Origin of the sequence: Nocardioides nanhaiensis (assembly GCF_039542785.1) — a bacterium.
Lineage (GTDB): Bacteria > Actinomycetota > Actinomycetes > Propionibacteriales > Nocardioidaceae > Nocardioides > Nocardioides nanhaiensis.
The window spans coordinates 258,226-277,162 of sequence record NZ_BAABIM010000002.1; the positions used below are offsets into that span (position 1 = coordinate 258,226).

The window sequence follows — 18,937 nt, forward strand, 5'->3', positions numbered from 1 at the left end:
TAGAAAAGCGACATGCCGAAGGTGGTCGACCACGCAGCGCGCCGCGCCGAGATCGCCGACGCCGTGGGGCGCGTCGTGCTGGCCGAGGGCACCGCGGCGGCGACGGTGCGACGGGTCGCCGCCGAGGCCGGGTGGTCACCCGGCGCCGTGCGGCACTACTTCCCCGACCAGGCGGCGCTGCTGCGTCTGGTCATCGCCCGCGCCTACGAGCAGGTACCGGCGCGCGTGGAGACCCACCTGCGGGCGTGGTTCGAGGACGCCACCGTGCGCACGGACCCCCGGGGCGCGGCACAGCGGCTGATGGAGGAGGTCCTGCCGCTCGACGAGCAGCGCCTGCTCGAGATGCACGTCTGGCTGGCCACCATGGACGCCTCGCGCCTCGACCCGGCGCTCGACCAGGCGCGCGGCGACGCGCACACGGGCATGCGACAACTGGCCCGGATCGCCACCTCGTGGGTGCGAGGGCGAGAGCTGGACCCCGACCTGGGCCGCCTGCTCACCCACCCGCTCGACGACCCGGACGACGAGCAGGCCTCAGCCACGCTGCACGCGCTCGTCGACGGGCTCGCCGTCGAGTCGTTCCTCTACCCCGGCCCGGTCGACCAGGTGCGCACGCGCGAGACGCTGCGCGCGCACCTGGCCATGGTCGGGCTCAGTAGGACGGCTGGCTCGGGTCGATCTGGTTGACCCACGCGACCACGCCGCCACCCACGTGCACGGCGTCGTCGTAGCCGGCGTTCTTGGCGATGGCGAGCGTCTCGGCGGAGCGGACGCCCGACTTGCAGTGCATGACCACCTGGGTGCCCGAGTCGATGCTGGGCAGCTTCTCCAGGGCGCTGCCGTTGAGGAAGTCGCCCTTGGGGATCAGCACGGAGCCGGGGATCTTGTTGATCTCGTACTCGTTGGGCTCGCGCACGTCGACGAGCACGAAGTCGCGGCTTCCCTCCTCGCGCTCCTTGAGCATGTGCTCGAGGGTGGTGACCGAGATGGTGGACCCGGCGGCGGCGTCGGCCGCCTCCTCGGAGACCGCACCGCAGAAGGCGTCGTAGTCGATCAGCTCGGTGACGGTGGCGTTCTCGCCGCACAGCGCGCAGTTGGGGTCCTTGCGCACCTTCAGCTTGCGCCACTCCAGCTCGAGGGCGTCGTAGATGACCAGCTTGCCGATGGCCGGGTCGCCGATGCCCGTGAGCACCTTGATGGCCTCGTTGACCTGGATCGAGCCGATGCTGGCGCACAGCACGCCGAGCACGCCGCCCTCGGCGCAGCTGGGCACCATGCCCGGCGGCGGCGGCTCGGGGTAGAGGCAGCGGTAGCAGGGGGCGTCGTCGGCCATGGTGGGCGCGAAGACCGAGGCCTGGCCGTCGAAGCGGTAGATGGAGCCCCACACGTAGGGGATCCCCAGGAAGTAGGCGGCGTCGTTGACCATGTAGCGGGTCGCGAAGTTGTCGGTGCCGTCGACGATGAGGTCGTAGCCACGGAAGACGTCCATGACGTTGTCGTTGTCGAGGCGCTCCTCGTGCAGCACCACGTTCACGTAGGGGTTGGCCTCGGCGATGGACTCCTGCGCCGAGACGGCCTTGGACTTCCCGATGTCGCTCTGGGTGTGGATGATCTGGCGCTGCAGGTTCGACTCGTCGACCTCGTCGAACTCGGCGATCCCCAGCGTGCCGACGCCGGCCGCCGCCAGGTAGAGCAGCGCCGGGCTGCCGAGTCCTCCGGCGCCGATCACGAGCACCTTGGCGTTCTTCAGGCGCTTCTGGCCGGTCATGCCGACGTCGGGGATGATCAGGTGACGGCTGTAGCGACGCACCTCGTCGATCGTCAGCTCGTCGGCGGGCTCCACCAGCGCGGGGAAACTCACGGCACACTCCTGGGTCGGTTGTGGTTCATGCTCGGGCGACACCGGCGCAACACGCGAGCGCGGGCGGGTGTTCCCGGGGACGTCCATGGTGGCGCGGTGGTGGTGGCGCCGGGCGCCACATCCCGTCATCCGGACCCGACCACACCGCTCCCGAGGGCTACCGGCGGGTAGGCTCGCCCGCATGTCCGACCTGTCCCGGCCCCTCGAGGAGGCACGCCCCCGCGGCGGCCGCCTGCCGCGCCGCGAGCGCCGCGCCCAGCTGCTCACCTCGGCCCTCGAGGTGTTCGTGGCCCACGGCTACCACTCCGCCGCGATGGACGACATCGCCGAGAGCGCCGGCGTCTCCAAGCCGGTGCTCTACCAGCACTTCCCCGGCAAGCTCGACCTGTACCTGGCACTGCTCGAGCGCTCCTGCGACCAGATCATCATGCGGTGCCGCGAGGCGCTGGAGTCCACGCAGGACAACAAACTGCGCGTCGAGGCCACCATGACGGCCTTCTTCGACTACGTCTCCAACGACACCGGCGCGTTCCGCCTCGTCTTCGAGTCCGACCTCACCAACGAGCCCGCCGTGCGCGAGCAGGTGGAGCGCGTGACGGTCCAGTGCGCCGACCTGATCGCCCACGTGATCCGCGACGACACCGGTCTGCCCGAGGAGGCCTCGCGGCTGCTCGCGGTCTCGCTGGTAGGAATGGCACAGGTGAGCGCGCGGTTCTGGCTGATCGAGGCCGGTGGCCTCGAGCGCAAGCAGGCCTCGGACCTCGTGGCCGCGCTGGCATGGCGCGGCATCGCGGGGTACCCGCTCAACGAGGACCACTGATCACCCACCGGACCCACCCAGACCCACTCAGATCCACTGCAAGGAGACCGACCGTGGAGGTCAAGATCGGCGTCCAGCACGCCGCACGCGAGCTCGTCATCGACACCGACCAGGACGCCGCCGCCGTCGAGGAGCTGGTGAGCAAGGCGCTGCAGGGCGAGGCCGGACTGCTGTCGCTCGAGGACAACAAGGGACGACGCACCGTCGTCCCCGCCGCCAAGATCGCCTACGTGGAGATCGGCGGCGGGGTCGCCGGCACCGTCGGGTTCCGCAGCTAGCTGCTCACGGCTCGAGCAGGGAGTTCGGGGCGAACCTCGGCTCGGGGTCGGGGTCGTCGCGGCCGGCGCGCACCAGCTCGAAGCCCGAGGTGGTGACCACCTGCCAGCTCGGGTCGGCGGCGTCGAAGGCGCACAGCTGGTCCGCGCAGGCGGCGTGCAGCGGCGGGAAGTGGAACTCGTTGCGCGCCACCTCCTGCGGGGTGCCCACGAACGCCACCGGACGCCCCAGGCTGGCCCGGCAGACCCCGCAGATCCGGCTGAGCGCGCACTGGATGACGCGCTTGCGCGCCACCTTGCGCAGGGACCCCTCCCACGCGAAGGGCAGGGTCACCGGCTCGGCCGCACTCACGAGGCGCTCCGCGACCACGCCCCCAGCTCGCGGCGGCGTCCCGGGCGCTCGGCGTCGGTCTTGCGGCGACGTCCGACCGGGGCGGCGGGGTTGTCCACGCGCGGTCCCGGGGGCTCGGGCTGGTCGGGCGAGGTCATGGAGTTGGGCAGCGAGAGCTTCATGATCGTGCGCAGCGTCTGCCCGTACTGACGGTGCAGCGGACCCGTGGTGTAGGGAATGTCGTACTTGTCGCACAGTGCGCGCACCTTGACCGCGATCTCGCCGTAGCGGTTGCTCGGCAGGTCCGGGAACAGGTGGTGCTCGATCTGGTAGCCGAGGTTGCCCGACATGATGTGCAGCAGCTCGCCGCCCTCGAAGTTGGCCGCACCTAGGATCTGGCGCAGGTACCACTCGGCCCGCGTCTCGTCCTCGATCTCCTCCTCGGTGAAGTGCAGCGCACCGTCGGGGAAGTGGCCGCAGAAGATGATCATGTAGGCCCACAGGTTGCGGGTCACGTTGGCCGCGGCGTTGGCCTTGAGCGTCGTGCGCCACTGCGGGCCGGCCAGCGCCGGGTAGACGACGTAGTCCTTGACCGCCTGGTTGAAGCCCTTGCGCGCGATCTGCTTGAGCTGGCGCTTCATCTCCTTCGGGTCCTTCTCGAGCTTGCGGATCGCCTCGATGTCGAGGTCGTGCAGCGCGACGCCCCACTGGAACAGGCCCGCCAGCAGCGCGTTGTAGACCGGCTGGCCGAGATTGGCCGGGTGCCACCTCTGCTCGCGCGCCATCCGCAGGACGCCGTAGCCGATGTCGTTGTCGTAGCCGAGCACGTTGGTGAACTGGTGGTGCACGTAGTTGTGCGAGTGCTTCCACTGCTCGGCCGGCTGGGCGGTGTCCCACTCCCAGTTGGAGGAGTGGATCTCGGGGTCGTTCATCCAGTCCCACTGGCCGTGCATGACGTTGTGGCCGATCTCCATGTTCTCGAGGATCTTGGCCACGCCGAGCAGCGCGGCGCCGGCGACGGCGGCGGGCACCCGGGTGCGCTTGGACTGGGTGCCGGCGATGAGCGTGATGCGGCCCGCCGCGGCCAGGCCGCGCTGGATGCGGATCAGCCGGTTGATGTAGGCGGCGTCGGCGTCGCACCGCGACTCCTCGATCTCGGCACGGATCGCGTCGAGCTCGCGGCCGATCTGCTCGACCTCCTCCTCGCTGAGGTGGGTGTACTCCTTGACGTCACTGATGGCCATGGGCCGTCTCCCGGATCTACTAGATGTCGAGCGTGCAGTCGCCGACGGCGGCGGTCACGCAGGTCTGGATCTGCTCGTTGGGCTGGTTGAACTCGTTGCCGTTGCGCAGGTCGCGGACGGTGCCGCTGACCATCGTCACGGTGCAGGTGTGGCAGATGCCCATCCGGCACCCGTAGGGCATCCCGACCCCGGCCTCCTCGCCGGCCTCGAGCACGGTGGTGGCGCCGTCGGCGTCGACGGACTTGTTGGAGTTGCGGAAGGTGATCGTGCCGCCCTCCCCGCCGTCGCCACCGAGCTCGAGGGAGAAGCGCTCCAGGTGGAGCTGCTCCTCGAGGTCGGCCGCCTGGAAGTGCTCGGTGATGGCGTCGAGCATCGGGGCGGGCCCGCAGGCGTAGGTCTCGCGCTCGCGCCAGTCGGGGCACAGGGAGTCGAGGTCGGCCAGGTCGAGCATGCCGTCGGTGTCGGTGTGCAGCTGGTGGAGGGTCATGCCGTCGTGGCGCTGCTCGAGCGCCTCGAGCTCCTCGCGGAAGATCATCCGGTCCGGGGTCGGTGATGAGTAGTGCACGACGACGTCGGGCATCGTCCGGCGGCGGTCGAGCGTGCGCAGCATCGACATCACCGGAGTGACGCCGGAGCCGCCCACGAGGAAGAGCATCCGCGCCGGCGGCGGGTCGGGCAGCACGAAGTCGCCCTCGGGGGCCGCGAGACGCACGATGGTGCCGGGCTCGAGGCCGTTGACCAGGTGCGAGGAGAGCAGCCCCTCGGGCATCGCCCGCACCGTGATCGTGAGCGTGCGCCCCTTGCGCTTGGGCGGGGAGCTGATCGAGTAGGAGCGCCACTGGAACTTGCCGTCGACCTGGATGCCGATGCCGACGTACTGGCCGGCTCGGTGGTCGTAGCGCCACCCCCAGCCGGGACGGATGACGAGCGTGGCGGCGTCCTCGGTCTCGGGCACCACCTTCTCGACCCGTCCCCGCAGCTCGCGGGAGGTCCAGAGGGGGTTGATCAGGGTCAGGTAGTCATCGGGCAACAGCGGCGTGGTGAGCTTCGAGCCGGCGCGGCGGACCCGATCCCAGGGAATTGTGGCGGACATCACGACCTCCTTCGGGGACCGGGTACCCCGTTCGCGCTCAGTGAACAACCGTTCTCCGGCAATGGTCAAGACATTCCCGTCGCCGTCCCACGACCCAGCCCCGGGGCGACCCACCTGCTTGAGGCCGCGACCTAGGCTGGGTGCATGGGTTACGACGTGGAGAAGACCGACGCCGAGTGGCGCGAGCAGCTCTCCCCCGACGAGTACGCCGTCCTGCGCAAGGCCGGCACCGAGCGCGCCTTCACCGGCAAGTACACCGACACCGAGACCACCGGCATCTACCGCTGCAAGGCCTGCCAGGCCAAGCTCTTCGAGAGCGACACCAAGTTCCACTCCGGGTGTGGCTGGCCGAGCTTCTACCAGCCCATCAGCGACACCATCGAGTACATCGAGGACAACACCCACGGCATGAAGCGCGTCGAGGTGCGCTGCGCCTCGTGCGGCTCGCACCTGGGCCACGTGTTCCCCGACGGCTACGGCACGCCCACCGGCGACCGCTACTGCATCAACTCGATCAGCCTCACGCTCGAGCCGGTCGACCCCTGCGCCCCGCAGGCCTGAGTCCCGCTCCATGACCACGGTCGCCGTGCTGGGCACGGGCAAGATGGGCGCGGCCATGGCCCGCCGGCTCCTGGCGCACGAGCACGACGTCAGGGTCTGGAACCGCAGCCTCGACAAGGCGCAGGCGCTGGCCGACGACGGCGCCGTCGTCGCCTCGGACCCGGCGGAGGCCGTGCGCGGTGCCGACGTCGTCCTGGTGGTGCTCTTCGACGCCGACTCCGTCGTCGAGGTGCTGCAGGCGGCCGCGGAGCAGGTCGGCGCCGACACCGTGGTGGTGCAGGCCAGCACGGTGGGTCTCGAGATCGCCCGGGTGGCCGAGGCGGCCGAGGGTCTGGGGCTGCGGCTCCTCGACGCGCCGGTGCTCGGGACCCGTGGGCCGGCCGAGCAGGGCAAGCTGACGGTCCTGGCCAGCGGCGACCCGCGTCTGCGTCGCATCGCCGAGCCGGTGTTCGAGGCGATCGGGAGCCGGACGGTCTGGGTGGGCGACGACCTCGGTGACGCCAGCCGGCTCAAGCTCGTGTGCAACGCGTGGGTCGGCTCGATCACGGCGGCGATCGGCCAGTCCGTCGCCCTCGCCGAGGGGCTGGGCCTCGACGCCCAGCTGTTCGTCGACGCCGTCGGCGGGAGCGCCGTCGACGCGCCGTACGTGGGCATCAAGGCGGGCTGGATGACCAGCGACGACGACAGCGTCGCCTTCGACGTCGACGGCGTGCGCAAGGACCTCGGGCTGATCACCGCCGCGGCGACCGCCCACGGCGTCGACCCCAGCCTGCTGCGGGCCGTCCTCGGCCGCTACGACGCGGCTGCGGAGGCCGGGCACGGCGGCGACGACATGGCCGCGGTGCGCTCGGCGTTCTGACAGGCAGCCGGCTCGCTACGCGGGTTCGAGCGCGGAGCTGACCACGACGACACCCTCTCCGTAGGTGTCGTCGGCCCACTGCTGCACGGTGCCGTCGTCGTGGACGGCGTGGGCGATCACGCGCCCACCCTCGGGACTCGCGTCGAGCATCCCCTCGATGGCGAGCAGGTCCTCGGCGATCCCCCGCAGCTGCTCCTCGCTGCGCGCAGGACCCTCCGCCGGCACCGGCGGCGGCTCCTGCTCGAACGGCGTGCTGCCCGACCCCGGTGCGATGGCGGTGGCCGTCATGGCTGTGCCGTCCCAGGTGCCGCGCACCAGGAAGGTGCTGAAGCGCTGGCCGGCCGCCTCCTCGTAGTCGCCCTCGTGCTCGGCCCAGTCCCAGTCGCGCAGCTCCGGGCCGCTGCACTGCGGCGGGTAGGACTCCGCCACCGCGCCGAGGCAGATCTCGGTGCCCCCGCCGTCGTCGATCACGAGTGCCGGCAGGACGGTCACCACCTCACCGTCCGCGGCGGGCACGGACGAGGGACGCGGGGGCGGGTCGGAGACGGTGGTCGTCCGTGGGGCGTCGTCGCCACAGGCCAGGAGCAGCGGGGCGACGGCTGCCAGCAGTGCCGCGCGCAGGAGGTGCGTGCGGGGGTGGTGCTCACGGGTCATGGCGGTGTGACGTGCGGCCCCGTGTGGTGGTTCCCCGTCACCTGACCGGCCTGCGGTCGTTGGGTTGTCGTCACCGTCTCCCCCCGGACGGATCTCGGGCACTCCCCCTCCCACGCCGGAGTCCCCATGCCGCTGCTCCGCCTCCTCGCACGCCTGGTCGCCCGCCGCGCGCTCGCCGTCGCCGGGTTCGCGCTCGGGCTGCTCGTCGTCTCGCTCGTGGGTGCCTCCGCACAGGTGGAGACCGCGCCCGCGCCGGCGCCGCTCGTCGTCCCCCAGGACGCACCGCTCTCGCCGGCCGCCGTCCGGGTCGAGCGGCTCCTGGCGCGTCACGACTGCTGGACCGGCGCCGCTCCCGCCGACCGCACGGGCCAGGTGCCCGGGGGTGTCGTCGTCACGGCCCCGGGCGGCGCACCGCACCTCTCGGCGCGCTGGGTCGGGCCGGCCCTGGAGCAGGTGCTGGGCGAGCGCGACCACCGCCTCGTGGTGCACGCCTTCTGCGCCTGACGACGGCGCTGGCCCGCGCGCCCGAGGGTGGCGGTGGCTGAGTGACCGTTGCTCGCGCGCGAATGGTCACTGACGCACCCCCCGCGCGGGGTGGGGGTGGCTCAGCAACCGTCTCGCATGCACGAACGGTCACTGCCGCACCGCCCGCGCGGGGCGGCGGCGTCAGGGCAGCCGGGCCACCAGGTCGCCGATCGGTGCGAGGGAGCCGGTGTAGAAGGGGATCTCCTCGCGCACGTGACGGCGGGCGCCCGAGGCGCGCAGGTCGCGCATCAGGTCGACGATGCGGAACAGGTCGTCCGCCTCGAAGGCGAGGATCCACTCGTAGTCGCCGAGCGCGAACGAGGCGACGGTGTTGGCGCGCACGTCGGGGTAGGGGCGCGCCATCTGGCCGTGCTCGCGCAGCAGGTCGCGGCGCTCCTCGTCGGGGAGCAGGTACCAGTCGTAGGAGCGCACGAACGGGTAGACGCACACGTGGGCCTTGGCGTCCTCGCCGGAGAGGAAGGCCGGCACGTGGCTCTTGTTGAACTCGGCCGGACGGTGCAGGGCCAGCTGGGACCACACCGGGTCGAGGCGGGCGCCGAAGGTGGTGCGCCGGAAGCGGTGGTAGGCGTCCTGCAGCTGCTCGCTGCGCGGTGCGTGCCACCAGACCATGACGTCGGCGTCGGCGCGCAGACCGCTGACGTCGTAGAACCCGCGCACGGTGACGCCCTCGCCGTCGCCCTCCCCTGCGAGCTCGGCGACGAGCTTCTCGACCTCGGCGGCCTCGGCCGAGCGGTCGGCGGTGCCGAGCACGTCGCGCAGCCGGAACACCGACCACATGGTGTAGACGATCGACTCGTTGATCTCGCGCAGCCGGGCGGCGTTGGACTGGGGCTGGTCGCTCATGGGTCCATTGTGCCGCGCGGTCGCACGCCGGCCGGGGCGCGCCCCCTACGGTGGAGCGGTGACGGCGTACCTCGGCATCGACCTGGCATGGGGCACCCGCCAGCCCACCGGCCTGGCGGTGCTCGACTCCTCGGGACGCCTGGTGCACCTCGACGCCGTCCGCACCGACGAGGAGATCAAGGCCTCGCTGCTGCCGTGGCTCGGGCCGGACGCCGTCGCCGGCATCGACGCGCCCCTGGTCGTGCGCAACGCCACCGGCTCGCGACCCGCCGAGAAGGCCCTGAGCGCGGACTTCCGCCGGTTCGAGGCGGGCACCCACCCCTCCAACACCGGCAAGCCCGAGTTCGCCGAGGGCACCCGTGGTGAGCGGGTGGCCACGCTGCTGGGACTGCAGGTGCACCGCACGGCGCACGAGGTGTACCCGCACGCCGCGACCGTCGCGCTGTTCGGGCTCGCGAAGACCCTGAAGTACAAGGCCAAGCCCGGCCGCGACCTGGACTCGATGCGTGCCGAGCTGCTGCGGCTCATGGACCTGCTGGCCACGGTGGTGGACACGAACGCAGCGTGGGCCGAGCGGCGCGCCGCCGTGGTGGCCGCCACGCGCAAGAGCCAGCTGCGGGTCGTGGAGGACCAGGTGGACGCGGTGGTCTGCGCCTACGTGGCGTTGCTGGTCGACCAGCAGCCCGGGCGCATCGCGACCTACGGCGACGACGAGACCGGGATGATCCTCACGCCCGCACTCACGCCCCCCGTCGACGGCGCCGCGCGCCGCTCGGCCGTCGAGCAGTACGCCGCCCGGCACCCCGAGCTGGTGGCCGCCGCGGCGGAGGCCGTGACCGTGGTGCGCACGGTGCTCGACGAGGCCGGCGTCGACTACCTCACCGTGGCGGGGCGGGCCAAGAGCGTCGCCTCGTTCGCCGAGAAGGCCGCCCGGACCCAGGGCGGGAGGCTGCTGTACCCCGACCCGCTGCGCGACATCACCGACCAGCTGGGCCTGCGCGTCATCACCTACGTGCGTGACGACGTGGAGGTCACCGCCGCGCTGCTCGGGGCCCAGCTGCGGGTGCTCGACGACCAGGACCTCGGTGAGGTGACCGCCAGCCAGGGGCGCTTCGGCTACTCCAGCCGGCACCTGCAGGTGGAGATCGACGGCCGGGTGGTGCAGGTGCAGCTGCGCACGGTGCTGCAGCACGCCTGGGCCGAGTTCGAGCACGACATCCGTTACAAGGGCGTCGTGCCTGCCGAGCACGCCAGCGAGTTCGACCGCCGGTTCACCCTGGCGGCTGGTCTGCTGGAGCTCGCCGACCAGGAGTTCTCCGCGATCCGCGAGCGGCTGCGTGGTGCCACCCCCAGCGAGCCCCTCGACGACGACCCGCGCATCGCCGCCGGCGAGCTCGCGGCCTTCCTGGCCGGTCAGTACGCCGACGCCGGCTGGTCGCGCACCGAGCACTACGGCTGGATCTCGGGGGTGCTGCTCGAGCTGGGCATCACCACGCTGGTCGAGCTGGCCGGCGTGCTGCGCGAGGTCGACGAGGAGGTCATCCGGGAGCGGATGGACTACCGCTACCCGCCCGGAGCGGTGCGGCGCCTCGACGACGCCCTGCTGCAGCAGTTCGGCGAGCGCTACGTGGCCCTGCACGCCAACAGCCACCGGCGACCGCTCCTGACCCAGCGGCTCGAGCGGCTGCGCGACGAGACGTCCTGACGCCGACGCCGAACCGACGCGTCAGGGGGCGAGCTCGGCGGCGGCGCGCTCGGCCGAGCCGATGACGGCGGCGACGCCGACGCCGTCGTAGGCCGCGCCGCAGACCACGAGCCCGGGCACGGGGGCGACCGCCGCCCTGACCCGCGCCACCCGGTCGACGTGGCCGGGGCGGTACTGCGGCAGCCCCCCGCCCCAGCGCTGCACGTGGGTGTCCACCGGCGCGGCCTCGAGCCCGACCGCCTCGCGCAGGTCGGCCAGCGAGCGGGCGACCAGCTCGTCGTCGGACGCCTGGAGCGCGGTCTCCTCCCCCACGCGGCCCAGCGAGGTGCGCAGGTGCAGCACGCCCTCGGCCGCACCCGCGGCACGCACCCAGCCCCACTTGGCGAAGGAGAACGTGGAGGCCTTGATGCGGCGGCCGTCGACGGGCGGGACGAGGAAGCCCGAGGCGTCGGTCTCCGCGAGGCGCGGCACGTCGTCGAGAGCGAAGGCGAGGGTGATGACCGCCATCGAGGCGTGGTCGACAGCGCGCAGCTCCGCCGCGGCGTCGGGCGCGAGGTCGGCGAGCAGCCGGGCGGTGGGCGCGGCGGGGGTGGCGACCACGACGGCGTCGGCGGTGGTGCGCTCGTGCGGCCGCGGACCCTCCTCGGAGGTGGCCGCCCAGGTGACCTCGAACCCCTCGCCGCGGCGCGCGACCGTGCGCACCTGGGCGCCGGTCCGCACCTCGAAGGCCCCCGCGGCCAGGGCGGCCACGAGCCCACCCATGCCGCCCTCCAGGCCGGCGAAGACAGGCCGGGCGTCCACGGGTAGTGCTGCCGCCTGCTGGAGGATCGAGCCGCGCTCGGCCAACGCCAGCAGCGCCGGTGCCGCCGCCCGCGCGGAGATCTCGCGGGCCCGGCCGGCGTAGACGCCGCCGAGCATGGGCTCCACCAGCCGGTCGGTCACCTCGTCGCCGAAGCGTGCGGCCACCAGGTCGCCGACCGACGGGTCGCCCTCCACGGGCGCCACCACCTCGGCGAGCGCCCGCTGGGCTCCCTCGGGGCTCAGCACGCCGGAGGCCACCAGGCCGTCGCCGTCGAGCGGCGCGCCCAGCAGGGTGCGCGGCAGCGGCCGCAGGGCGCCCCGGGTCCAGATCCGCGAGGAGGCGGTCGTGGGGTGGACGACGTCGAGCCCCAGGTGCGCGGCCAGCCCGACTCCCTCGGGGCGACGGTTCACCATCGCCTCCGCACCGACGTCGACCTCGACGCCCGCGACCCGGCGCCGACGGATCTTGCCGCCCAGCTCGGCAGAGCCCTCCAGCAGCAGCACCTCGTGCCCCTCGCCGCCCAGCCTGTGCGCCGCGGTCAGCCCCCCGACTCCACCCCCGACGACGACGATCCGCACACCACCATCGTCCCACGCACCCGCGTGCCCGCCCGGAGCGGACCTACTGTGGGCCCATGCTCGCGAGCGACGTCGTCCGTCTCGACCTGGGCACCTTCGTGCGCCCGCCGGAGGAGACCGGCGGGCCGCCCCGCGTCGAGGCGGTGCTCGGTTACCTGGCGCGCACGCCGGTCGGGCTGCTGCTGCTCGACACCGGCCTCGGGGAGGCCGACGAGGAGACCGACGCCTGGTACCGGCCTCGCCGTCGCCTGGTCGAGGAGGCGCTCGCCGAGGTCGGCGCGCGCCTCGACGAGGTGGACCTCGTCGTCAACTGCCACCTGCACTTCGACCACGTGGGCGGCAACCCACGGCTGCCGGACACCCCGATCCTCTGCCAGCGGCGCGAGCTGGCCACCGCCCGCGCCGGCGGCTACACCGTGGACCGGCTGGTCGACTTCCCCGGTGCGCGGTACGAGGAGCTCGACGGCGAGACGGAGCTGGCGCCGGGTGTCCTGGTCCTGCCGACGCCGGGTCACGTGGAGGGTCACCAGTCGGTGGTGCTGCGCTGCGACGACGGCACGGTGGTGCTGGCCGGCCAGGCGCACGACACGGCCTCGGCGTGGTCGTCCGACGTGCTGGCCGCCCGTGCCGCCGAGCTCGGCCACGAGCCGCCGCTCCCCGAGCCCAGCCCCTGGATGGCCCGGCTGCTCGAGCTCGACCCGCGTCGCGTGCTGTTCGCGCACGACGCCGCCGTGTGGGAGCCCTGAGCTCTCAGGCCGGCTGGGCCAGCCGTCCGAAGCCGCTGCGGTGGAAGACCAGCGGGCTGCCGGGGGCGGCGTCCGGGTCGCCGGTGCCCTGCTCGACGGCGTGCAGCTCGAGCAGGATGATCGTGTGGTCACCCGCCTCGACCTCGCGGTAGATCGAGGTCTCGAACCGCGCCAGGCCCTCGTCGAGGGTGACGGCGCCGCCGTCGGAGGCCGACCAGGCGACCTCGGCGAAGCGCTGCTCGACCGGGCCGGCCAGCTGGCGGCACACGTCACCGTGGTGGTCGGCCAGGATCGTGACGCCGAGCCGGTCGGCACGGCGCAGGTCGGGCCAGGTCTTGGAGGAGTTGGCGATGGAGAACGAGACCAGCGCGGGCTCGAGGCTCACCGAGGTGAAGGAGCTCGCGGCGAGCCCCACGGGCGCACCGTCGACCTCGGCCGCCACGGCGACCACGCCGCTGGGGAAGACGCCGAACGCGGCGCGCAGGCGGGCCGGGTCGAGGTCCTGGTTGGTGGGCAGGTGCGAGACGGTCATGCGGGGACTCCTGTCGTGAGCAGCGGGGTGAGGAGCGGGCGGACCCGCCCCAGCCACGCCTCGTAGGCGGTGGGGTCGTCGTGGTGGCTGTCGAGCACGTACAGGCCAGCGGTGGTGAGCGGTGCTCCGATCTCGGAGAGCACCGGTCGCAGGGTGAGCTCGGGTGCCAGGGAGTGCTCGGGTCCGCCGCCGAGCATGAGCGGGACGGCGACACCCGTGAGCCCCGTACCCCGCGCGGGCGCGAAGCGGTCGAGGAACAGCTTGAGCAGGCCTGTGTAGGTGGCCTTGTAGGTGGGCGAGGCGACGACCACGAGGTCGGCGGCGGCCACCTGCTCCACCAGCGCCGGCACCTCGGCGTCCGACCAGTCCAGCAGCCGACCGCCCAGCTCGGCCAGGTCGACGACGAGTTCGGGCGCCTCGCCGGTGAGCTCCCGGGCCAGGTGCTCGGCGGCCGCGCGGGTGCGCGAGGCCGGCTTGGGGTTGCCGACGACGACGGCGACGCGCGCCATCAGGAGGCCGCTCGGCTGCCGGCCCCGAAGGGCACCGCTCCCCCGCCACCGAGCGGGTCGGGGGCGGGGTGTGACCAGAGCCCGCGGCGGGCCAGCTCGGGCAGCACGCCCTCGCCGAACCAGTAGGACTCCTCCAGGTGGGGGTAGCCCGAGAGCACGAACTCCTCGATGCCGACGGCGGCGTACTGCTCCACCAGGTCGGCGATCTCGCTGTGGCTGCCCACCATCGCGGTACCGGCGCCACCGCGCACCAGGCCGACGCCGGCCCAGAGGTTGGGGTGGATCTCCAGGCCGTCCTTCGAACCCGCGTTGAGCTCGAGCATCCGCTGCTGACCCACCGACTCCGAGCGCTTGAGACCGGACTGGACCCGGGCGATGTCCTCGTCGCTGATGTGCTCGAGCAGCCGGTCGGCCTCAGCCCAGGCGGCAGCCGAGGTGTCGCGCGCGATGGTGTGCAGGCGGATGCCGAAGCGCACCTGGCCCTCCCGGCCCTCGTCGGCGGCGAGCTTGCGGATCCAGTCCACCTTCTCGGCGACGGCGGCGGGGGGCTCGCCCCAGGTGAGGTACACGTCGGCGTGCTTGGCCGCGACGGTGCCGGCGGCCGGCGAGGAGCCGCCGAAGTAGATCAGCGGCTGGGGGTCGGGCCGCTGGGCGAGGGTCGCGTCCTCCACCGAGAGGTGCTTGCCGTGGAAGGTCACGGTCTCGCCGCGCCACAGCGCGCGCACGATGTGCAGGAACTCGTCGCACCGCTCGTAGCGCTCCTCCTTGTCGAGGAAGTCGCCGAACATCCGCTGCTCGTGGCTCTCGCCGCCGGTGACCACGTTGAGCAGCAGCCGCCCGCCGGAGAGGTTCTGGAAGGTGCCGGCCATCTGCGCGGCCAGGAAGGGGGCGGTGAGCCCGGGACGGAAGGCCACTAGGAACTTCAGCCGCTCGGAGGCGGCGCTGAGCATGGCCGTGGAGACCCAGGCGTCCTCGCACCAGGCGCCGGTGGGCGTCAGCGCGGCCTCGAAGCCCAGCTGCTCGGCGCTGCGGGCGATCTGCCCCAGGTAGGGCACCGACGCCGGGCGCCCGGCGGCGCCGGCCTGGACGCCGTGGCCGCCACCGACGACGTGCCGCCCGTCGCCGCCGTTGGTGGGCAGGAACCAGTGGAACTTCAGCTGGGACATGTCTTCCTCTCGCTTCTGGGCTTCTCAGAGCTGGCCGTGGTTGGGGGGCAGCGTGCCCTCGAGCGCGTAGCGCCCCAGGTGCTGCAGCTTCCAGCTGGCCGGGTCGTGCAGGGTGTGGGTGCGCGCGTTGCGCCAGTGCCGGTCGAGGTTGAGCGAGGCCAGCGCGGAGCGGGTGCCGGCCACCTCGAACAGGCGGCTGCCCACCTCGACGGAGACGGCGGTGGTGCTGGCCCGCGCCGCGGCCACCGCCAGGCTGGCGGCCGCCGCGGTGTCGGCGGTGAGGTCGGCGTCGGCAGCGTCGACAGCGCGGGCGGCGTCGGCCAGCAGCGCCTCTGCCCCCCGGACGGCGAGCTCCATCTCGCCGAAGGCGCGCACGACGAGCGGGTCGTCGGCGTGGCGCTCCACCCCGGCGTCGGGGTAGGGCCGGCTGCGGGTCGTGACGAACTCGGCGGCCTCGCCCAGGGCGGCCCGGGCGATGCCGGCGTCGATGGCCGCGTGCAGCACCTGGGCGAAGGCGCCGTAGGTCTGCGGGCCGTCGAAGGTCAGGTGCCAGGGCGTCACCAGGGTGTCGAGGACCTCCACGGACTCCAGCCGGACGGTGCCGCTGGCGGTGGTGCGCTGGCCCATGCCGTCCCAGTCGTCGACCACGGTGACGCCGGGGTCGGTGGCCTCGACCCACGCCACGTGCATCGGCCCGTCGACGTCGCGGTGGGTCAGCACGGGGATCCAGTCGGCGAGCAGTGCGCCGGTGCTGTAGCCCTTCTCGCCGTCCAGCAGCCAGCGCGCGGTGCCGTCGGCGTCCGGGCCCTCGGGGTGCGGGGTGAGCGTGGTGCGGAAGTCCCGCACGTGCTTGGTGCCCACCTCGGACTGCGCGTTGCCGAAGCGACGCCCCTCGAGCACCTCGCCGAACAGCAGCGCCTGCTGCTCGCGCGTGCCCTGGTGGCGCAGCGCGTTCACGTACACGAAGTGGCTGTGCGGCACCTGGGCGATGTTGGGGTCGCCCTGCGCCAGCAGGCGCACCACCTCGGTGAGCACGGCCACGGAGAGGCCGGCCCCGCCGTGCTCGTGCGGCACCGTGACGGCGAGCAGGCCCGACGCCGCGAGCTCGTCCATCTCCTCCAGCGGCAGGATCCGCTCGGCGTCGCGGGTGGAGGCGGACTTGGCGAGCTGCTCGCCGAGCAACGCCGCCACCCGCAGCGCCTCGCGCTCGGTCAGGACCGGGACGGGCACGGGTCAGCCACCCACCCGGGCGAGCTCGGCGGCCTCGAGCTCGCGGACGATCGGCAGCACCTCGCGCCCGAAGTACTCGACGTCCTCGTGGTAGTGCAGGAAGCCCAGCAGGAACAGGTGGACGCCCAGCTTCTTGTACTCCAGCATCCGGTGCGCGATCTGCTCGGGCGTGCCCACCAGTCCGGTGCGGAAGCCGTCGTTGTACTGCACGAGGTCCTCGAACTGGGAGTCCTGCCACATGCCCTTGCCGTCGCCGGTGGACTGGCCGGCCTCCTTGACGGCGGAGCCGAAGCCCTCGACGGCCTCGCGGTCGGCCTTGTCGATGATCTCGCGCAGCACGTCGCGCGCCTCGGCCTCGCTGTCGCGGGCCACCATGAACCCGTTGACGCCGAACCGCACGCCGCGGCCGTGCACCTGGGCGACGTCGGAGACGTCGCGGACCTGCTCGGCGATGCCCTCGGGCGTGTTGCCGTTCATGAAGTACCAGTCGGCGACGCGACCGCCCATGCCCCGAGCGGCGGTGGAGTTGCCGCCCATGAAGATCTCGGGGTGGCGGCGTCCGGGCACGGCGACGGGCTTGGGCTTGAGGTCGAAGTCGTGCAGGCGGTAGAAGTCGCCGGCCAGCTCGGCGTGCTCGCTGGTCCAGATCTCGCGCAGGTAGGAGATGAACTCCTCGGCGCGGCGGTAGCGCTCGCCGTGCTCGAGCCAGGGCTCGCCCAGCTTGGTGAACTCGTCCTTGAACCAGCCGCTGACCACGTTGACGGCCATCCGGCCGCCGGTCATCACGTCGGCACTCGCGACGAGCTTGGCGAGCACGCCGGGCTGCCACAGGCCGGGGTGCACCGCGGCGATCACCTTCAGACGCTCGGTGGCCAGGGCGATGGCGAGGCTGATGCTGGTCGACTCGTGCTGGTAGGCGGCGCCGTAGGAGGCCATGTAGCGCACCTGGGAGAGCGCGTAGTCGAAGCCGTTGCGCTCGGCCAGCTGCGCCAGCGTCTTGTTGTACTCATAGCCCCAGTCGGTGCGCTGCTCGATCTTGCTCACGACTAGGCCGCCACTGACGTTGGGCACCCAGTAGGCGAACTGCAGCGGCTCGGTGTTCGGCGTGACGACGGACTCGCTCATCGGTGGTGTCTCCTCGGGTTCGAACGTATGTTGATCAGGTTGCTAGACAAATGGCACGAATGCAAGGTGACACCCCTCGCGCCTCGTCAGATTCGGGCGATCGGGTGAGAGGCAGCACCTCTCACCCGATCGCCGCACCGCCCGCGCGAAGGGCGGTCACGTGTACCAGGTGGGCTCCGGAATCTCGCCGAGCAGCGCGTAGCGCCCCACCTCGGCCCTCTTGTGGGCCAACGGGTCGTGCAGGCTGTGGGTGCGCAGGTTGCGCCAGAAGATGTCGAGGCCGACGGCGTTCGCCGTCGCCCGGGCACCGGTCACGTCGAAGACGCGGGTGGTGACGTCGAGCCCGACCTCGATGGCGACCTGCTTGGCGGCGGCGATCACCACCGCCGCCTCGCCGCGCTCGGCCGGGGTGACGTCGTCGGCGTGCGCGTTGACCTGCTCGATCAGGCCCGCGGCGCGCTCGGCGAGCGCCTCGGCCGCCCACAGCCGTGAGCGCAGCTCGCCGTAGGTCTCCTGCACGTAGAACTCGTCGCTGCCCCGGGTCTTCAGGTCGGGCGAGTACGGCCAGGCGCGGGTACGGTCGCGCGTGTAGGAGGCGGCGGTGGCCAGTGCGCCCTCGGCGATGCCCAGGTAGAGGTTGACGAAGATCAGCTGGATGAGCGGCACGTTCAGGGTGTTGTAGGTGCGCGGCACGAAGCGGTAGGCGCCGTCGGGCTGCTGCACGTAGCCGGCCGCGGCCGCCCACGGCACGCGCACCCCGTCGATCTCGACGCCGCCGCTCTCGGTGAGCCGCTGCCCCAGGTTGTCCCAGTCGTCCAGGAACCGGATGCCCGGCTGGTCGGTGGGCACGATCGCGAACGCGTGGTCGTCGGTGCCCTCGATCACGCCCTCGAGCACGGTCACGTCCGAGACCCGGCCGCCGGTGCTGAAGGACTTGCGACCGCGGTAGACCAGCTCCTCGCCCTCGACGCGGATGCTCAGGTCGGCGTCGCGCGGGTTGACGGCACCCCCGAAGAACCAGGTGCCCTCGGTGGCCTGCTGCTCGACGGCCGCGACCTGCTCGGGCGTGCCCACCAGGCGGGCCGCCCAGGCCCACAGGTAGTGGTAGCCCAGCAGCTGGCCGATGGAGCCGTCTCCGGCGGAGACCGCGCGCACCACCTGCAGCGCCGTCGTCCACGACTCGCCGGCGCCGCCGTGCTCGCGCGGGCCGAGCAGGGTCACCAGACCGGAGTCCTTGAGCAGCTGGACCTCGGCGTACGGCGTCCGGTTGGCGCGGTCGCGCGCGACGGCGTCGACGGCCAGGTCGGTGGCCACCTCGCGGGCGCGCTGCACCCAGGCCTGCGGGGAGGTGGGGCGGGTCGCCCAGGCGGTCGGGACGGGCCGGAGCGCGGGTCGGGTCTCGGATCGGGTCGTGGTCACAGGTGTGCTCCTCTGCTCGGTACGATGAGCCTTGCTGA

General features: G+C 72.7%; 21 protein-coding genes. 8 read left to right on the plus strand and 13 right to left on the minus strand.

Going from position 1 to position 18,937, the window contains the following annotated elements; all coding sequences use genetic code 11:
• The first annotated feature begins 12 nt into the window (after window positions 1-12).
• Window positions 13-687, plus strand: coding sequence for a TetR/AcrR family transcriptional regulator (locus ABD948_RS09390; RefSeq protein WP_345265059.1), 675 nt, complete (start codon window positions 13-15; stop codon window positions 685-687).
• On the opposite strand, the gene moeZ is transcribed toward ABD948_RS09390, so the two are convergent.
• The gene (gene moeZ / locus ABD948_RS09395; RefSeq protein ID WP_345265061.1) at window positions 653-1,861 is read right to left on the minus strand and encodes an adenylyltransferase/sulfurtransferase MoeZ; all 1,209 of its coding nucleotides are present in this window, start codon (window positions 1,859-1,861) and stop codon (window positions 653-655) included. The genes ABD948_RS09390 and moeZ overlap by 35 nt on opposite strands.
• Window positions 1,862-2,042: 181 nt before the next feature.
• Between moeZ and ABD948_RS09400 the strand changes: the two genes are divergently transcribed.
• Together ABD948_RS09400 and ABD948_RS09405 are read left to right on the plus strand one after the other, a co-directional pair.
• Complete coding sequence (locus ABD948_RS09400) at window positions 2,043-2,681, plus strand: TetR/AcrR family transcriptional regulator (RefSeq protein ID WP_345265063.1); 639 nt, start codon at window positions 2,043-2,045, stop codon at window positions 2,679-2,681.
• Between the two features lie 53 nt (window positions 2,682-2,734).
• Window positions 2,735-2,959, plus strand: coding sequence for a DUF3107 domain-containing protein (locus ABD948_RS09405; protein ID WP_345265065.1), 225 nt, complete (start codon window positions 2,735-2,737; stop codon window positions 2,957-2,959).
• Between the two features lie 4 nt (window positions 2,960-2,963).
• Here the strand turns inward: ABD948_RS09405 and ABD948_RS09410 are convergent, their stop codons facing one another.
• The 3 genes from ABD948_RS09410 to ABD948_RS09420 are packed head-to-tail and all read right to left on the minus strand — an operon-like array spanning window position 2,964 to window position 5,624.
• A complete protein-coding gene (locus ABD948_RS09410; RefSeq protein WP_345265066.1) occupies window positions 2,964-3,308 on the minus strand; it encodes a hypothetical protein in 345 nt (114 codons plus the stop codon).
• On the minus strand, window positions 3,305-4,531 hold the full coding sequence (locus ABD948_RS09415) for a fatty acid desaturase family protein (protein WP_345265068.1): 1,227 nt from the start codon (window positions 4,529-4,531) through the stop codon (window positions 3,305-3,307). Before ABD948_RS09415 ends, ABD948_RS09410 begins: the two co-directional genes overlap by 4 nt.
• Window positions 4,532-4,550: 19 nt before the next feature.
• Window positions 4,551-5,624 (minus strand): ferredoxin reductase, encoded by a 1,074-nt coding sequence (locus tag ABD948_RS09420; protein ID WP_345265070.1) that lies wholly within the window; start codon window positions 5,622-5,624, stop codon window positions 4,551-4,553.
• Between the two features lie 144 nt (window positions 5,625-5,768).
• On the opposite strand from ABD948_RS09420, the gene msrB reads away from it, so the two are divergent.
• The gene (gene msrB, locus ABD948_RS09425; RefSeq protein WP_345265072.1) at window positions 5,769-6,185 is read left to right on the plus strand and encodes a peptide-methionine (R)-S-oxide reductase MsrB; all 417 of its coding nucleotides are present in this window, start codon (window positions 5,769-5,771) and stop codon (window positions 6,183-6,185) included.
• A gap of 10 nt (window positions 6,186-6,195) precedes the next feature.
• Window positions 6,196-7,044, plus strand: a complete 849-nt coding sequence (locus tag ABD948_RS09430) for an NAD(P)-dependent oxidoreductase (RefSeq protein ID WP_345265074.1) — start codon at window positions 6,196-6,198, stop codon at window positions 7,042-7,044.
• Window positions 7,045-7,059: 15 nt separating this feature from the next.
• Here the strand turns inward: ABD948_RS09430 and ABD948_RS09435 are convergent, their stop codons facing one another.
• Complete coding sequence (locus ABD948_RS09435; protein WP_345265076.1) at window positions 7,060-7,698, minus strand: hypothetical protein; 639 nt, start codon at window positions 7,696-7,698, stop codon at window positions 7,060-7,062.
• A 126-nt stretch (window positions 7,699-7,824) separates the two neighbouring features.
• Here ABD948_RS09435 and ABD948_RS09440 point away from each other — a divergent pair, with 126 nt between their 5' ends.
• Window positions 7,825-8,202: a hypothetical protein gene (locus ABD948_RS09440; RefSeq protein WP_345265078.1), complete on the plus strand. Its 378-nt coding sequence runs from the start codon at window positions 7,825-7,827 to the stop codon at window positions 8,200-8,202.
• A gap of 162 nt (window positions 8,203-8,364) precedes the next feature.
• On the opposite strand, the gene hemQ is transcribed toward ABD948_RS09440, so the two are convergent.
• Complete coding sequence (gene hemQ, locus ABD948_RS09445; protein WP_345265080.1) at window positions 8,365-9,087, minus strand: hydrogen peroxide-dependent heme synthase; 723 nt, start codon at window positions 9,085-9,087, stop codon at window positions 8,365-8,367.
• Window positions 9,088-9,145: 58 nt separating this feature from the next.
• Between hemQ and ABD948_RS09450 the strand changes: the two genes are divergently transcribed.
• Window positions 9,146-10,792, plus strand: a complete 1,647-nt coding sequence (locus tag ABD948_RS09450; RefSeq protein ID WP_345265081.1) for a DUF429 domain-containing protein — start codon at window positions 9,146-9,148, stop codon at window positions 10,790-10,792.
• Window positions 10,793-10,813: 21 nt separating this feature from the next.
• Here the strand turns inward: ABD948_RS09450 and hemG are convergent, their stop codons facing one another.
• Window positions 10,814-12,172, minus strand: a complete 1,359-nt coding sequence (gene hemG, locus ABD948_RS09455; protein ID WP_345265083.1) for a protoporphyrinogen oxidase — start codon at window positions 12,170-12,172, stop codon at window positions 10,814-10,816.
• 56 nt (window positions 12,173-12,228) lie between these two features.
• Between hemG and ABD948_RS09460 the strand changes: the two genes are divergently transcribed.
• Entirely contained in the window at window positions 12,229-12,918 is a 690-nt protein-coding gene (locus ABD948_RS09460; protein ID WP_345265086.1) for an MBL fold metallo-hydrolase, read from the plus strand.
• Window positions 12,919-12,922: 4 nt separating this feature from the next.
• Here ABD948_RS09460 and ABD948_RS09465 read toward each other — a convergent pair whose 3' ends face one another.
• The 6 genes from ABD948_RS09465 to ABD948_RS09490 form a co-directional block, all read right to left on the minus strand.
• Window positions 12,923-13,450, minus strand: coding sequence for a flavin reductase family protein (locus ABD948_RS09465; RefSeq protein WP_345265088.1), 528 nt, complete (start codon window positions 13,448-13,450; stop codon window positions 12,923-12,925).
• A complete protein-coding gene (locus ABD948_RS09470; RefSeq protein WP_345265090.1) occupies window positions 13,447-13,959 on the minus strand; it encodes an NAD(P)H-dependent oxidoreductase in 513 nt (170 codons plus the stop codon). The genes ABD948_RS09465 and ABD948_RS09470 overlap by 4 nt, the downstream gene beginning before the upstream one ends.
• Window positions 13,959-15,125, minus strand: a complete 1,167-nt coding sequence (locus tag ABD948_RS09475; RefSeq protein ID WP_345265092.1) for an LLM class flavin-dependent oxidoreductase — start codon at window positions 15,123-15,125, stop codon at window positions 13,959-13,961. The genes ABD948_RS09470 and ABD948_RS09475 overlap by 1 nt, the downstream gene beginning before the upstream one ends.
• A gap of 24 nt (window positions 15,126-15,149) precedes the next feature.
• Window positions 15,150-16,355 carry an SfnB family sulfur acquisition oxidoreductase gene (locus tag ABD948_RS09480; protein WP_345265094.1) on the minus strand — a complete coding sequence of 402 codons (1,206 nt, stop codon included), beginning with the start codon at window positions 16,353-16,355 and terminating at the stop codon, window positions 15,150-15,152.
• A 3-nt stretch (window positions 16,356-16,358) separates the two neighbouring features.
• Complete coding sequence (gene sfnG / locus ABD948_RS09485; RefSeq protein ID WP_345265096.1) at window positions 16,359-17,480, minus strand: dimethylsulfone monooxygenase SfnG; 1,122 nt, start codon at window positions 17,478-17,480, stop codon at window positions 16,359-16,361.
• A 156-nt stretch (window positions 17,481-17,636) separates the two neighbouring features.
• Entirely contained in the window at window positions 17,637-18,899 is a 1,263-nt protein-coding gene (locus tag ABD948_RS09490; protein WP_345265098.1) for an acyl-CoA dehydrogenase family protein, read from the minus strand.
• Window positions 18,900-18,937: the final 38 nt, after the last annotated feature.

Bases quoted from the DNA above. Each gene is read 5' to 3' on its own strand.
- msrB (WP_345265072.1), top strand. From the start codon at position 5,769: ATGGGTTACGACGTGGAGAAGACCGACGCCGAGTGGCGCGAGCAGCTC.
- ABD948_RS09415 (WP_345265068.1), bottom strand. From the start codon at position 4,531: ATGGCCATCAGTGACGTCAAGGAGTACACCCACCTCAGCGAGGAGGAG.
- hemQ (WP_345265080.1), bottom strand. From the start codon at position 9,087: ATGAGCGACCAGCCCCAGTCCAACGCCGCCCGGCTGCGCGAGATCAAC.
- ABD948_RS09390 (WP_345265059.1), top strand. From the start codon at position 13: ATGCCGAAGGTGGTCGACCACGCAGCGCGCCGCGCCGAGATCGCCGAC.
- ABD948_RS09470 (WP_345265090.1), bottom strand. From the start codon at position 13,959: ATGGCGCGCGTCGCCGTCGTCGTCGGCAACCCCAAGCCGGCCTCGCGC.
- sfnG (WP_345265096.1), bottom strand. From the start codon at position 17,480: ATGAGCGAGTCCGTCGTCACGCCGAACACCGAGCCGCTGCAGTTCGCC.
- ABD948_RS09420 (WP_345265070.1), bottom strand. From the start codon at position 5,624: ATGTCCGCCACAATTCCCTGGGATCGGGTCCGCCGCGCCGGCTCGAAG.
- ABD948_RS09440 (WP_345265078.1), top strand. From the start codon at position 7,825: ATGCCGCTGCTCCGCCTCCTCGCACGCCTGGTCGCCCGCCGCGCGCTC.
- ABD948_RS09435 (WP_345265076.1), bottom strand. From the start codon at position 7,698: ATGACCCGTGAGCACCACCCCCGCACGCACCTCCTGCGCGCGGCACTG.
- ABD948_RS09430 (WP_345265074.1), top strand. From the start codon at position 6,196: ATGACCACGGTCGCCGTGCTGGGCACGGGCAAGATGGGCGCGGCCATG.
- ABD948_RS09400 (WP_345265063.1), top strand. From the start codon at position 2,043: ATGTCCGACCTGTCCCGGCCCCTCGAGGAGGCACGCCCCCGCGGCGGC.
- ABD948_RS09475 (WP_345265092.1), bottom strand. From the start codon at position 15,125: ATGTCCCAGCTGAAGTTCCACTGGTTCCTGCCCACCAACGGCGGCGAC.
- ABD948_RS09460 (WP_345265086.1), top strand. From the start codon at position 12,229: ATGCTCGCGAGCGACGTCGTCCGTCTCGACCTGGGCACCTTCGTGCGC.
- ABD948_RS09465 (WP_345265088.1), bottom strand. From the start codon at position 13,450: ATGACCGTCTCGCACCTGCCCACCAACCAGGACCTCGACCCGGCCCGC.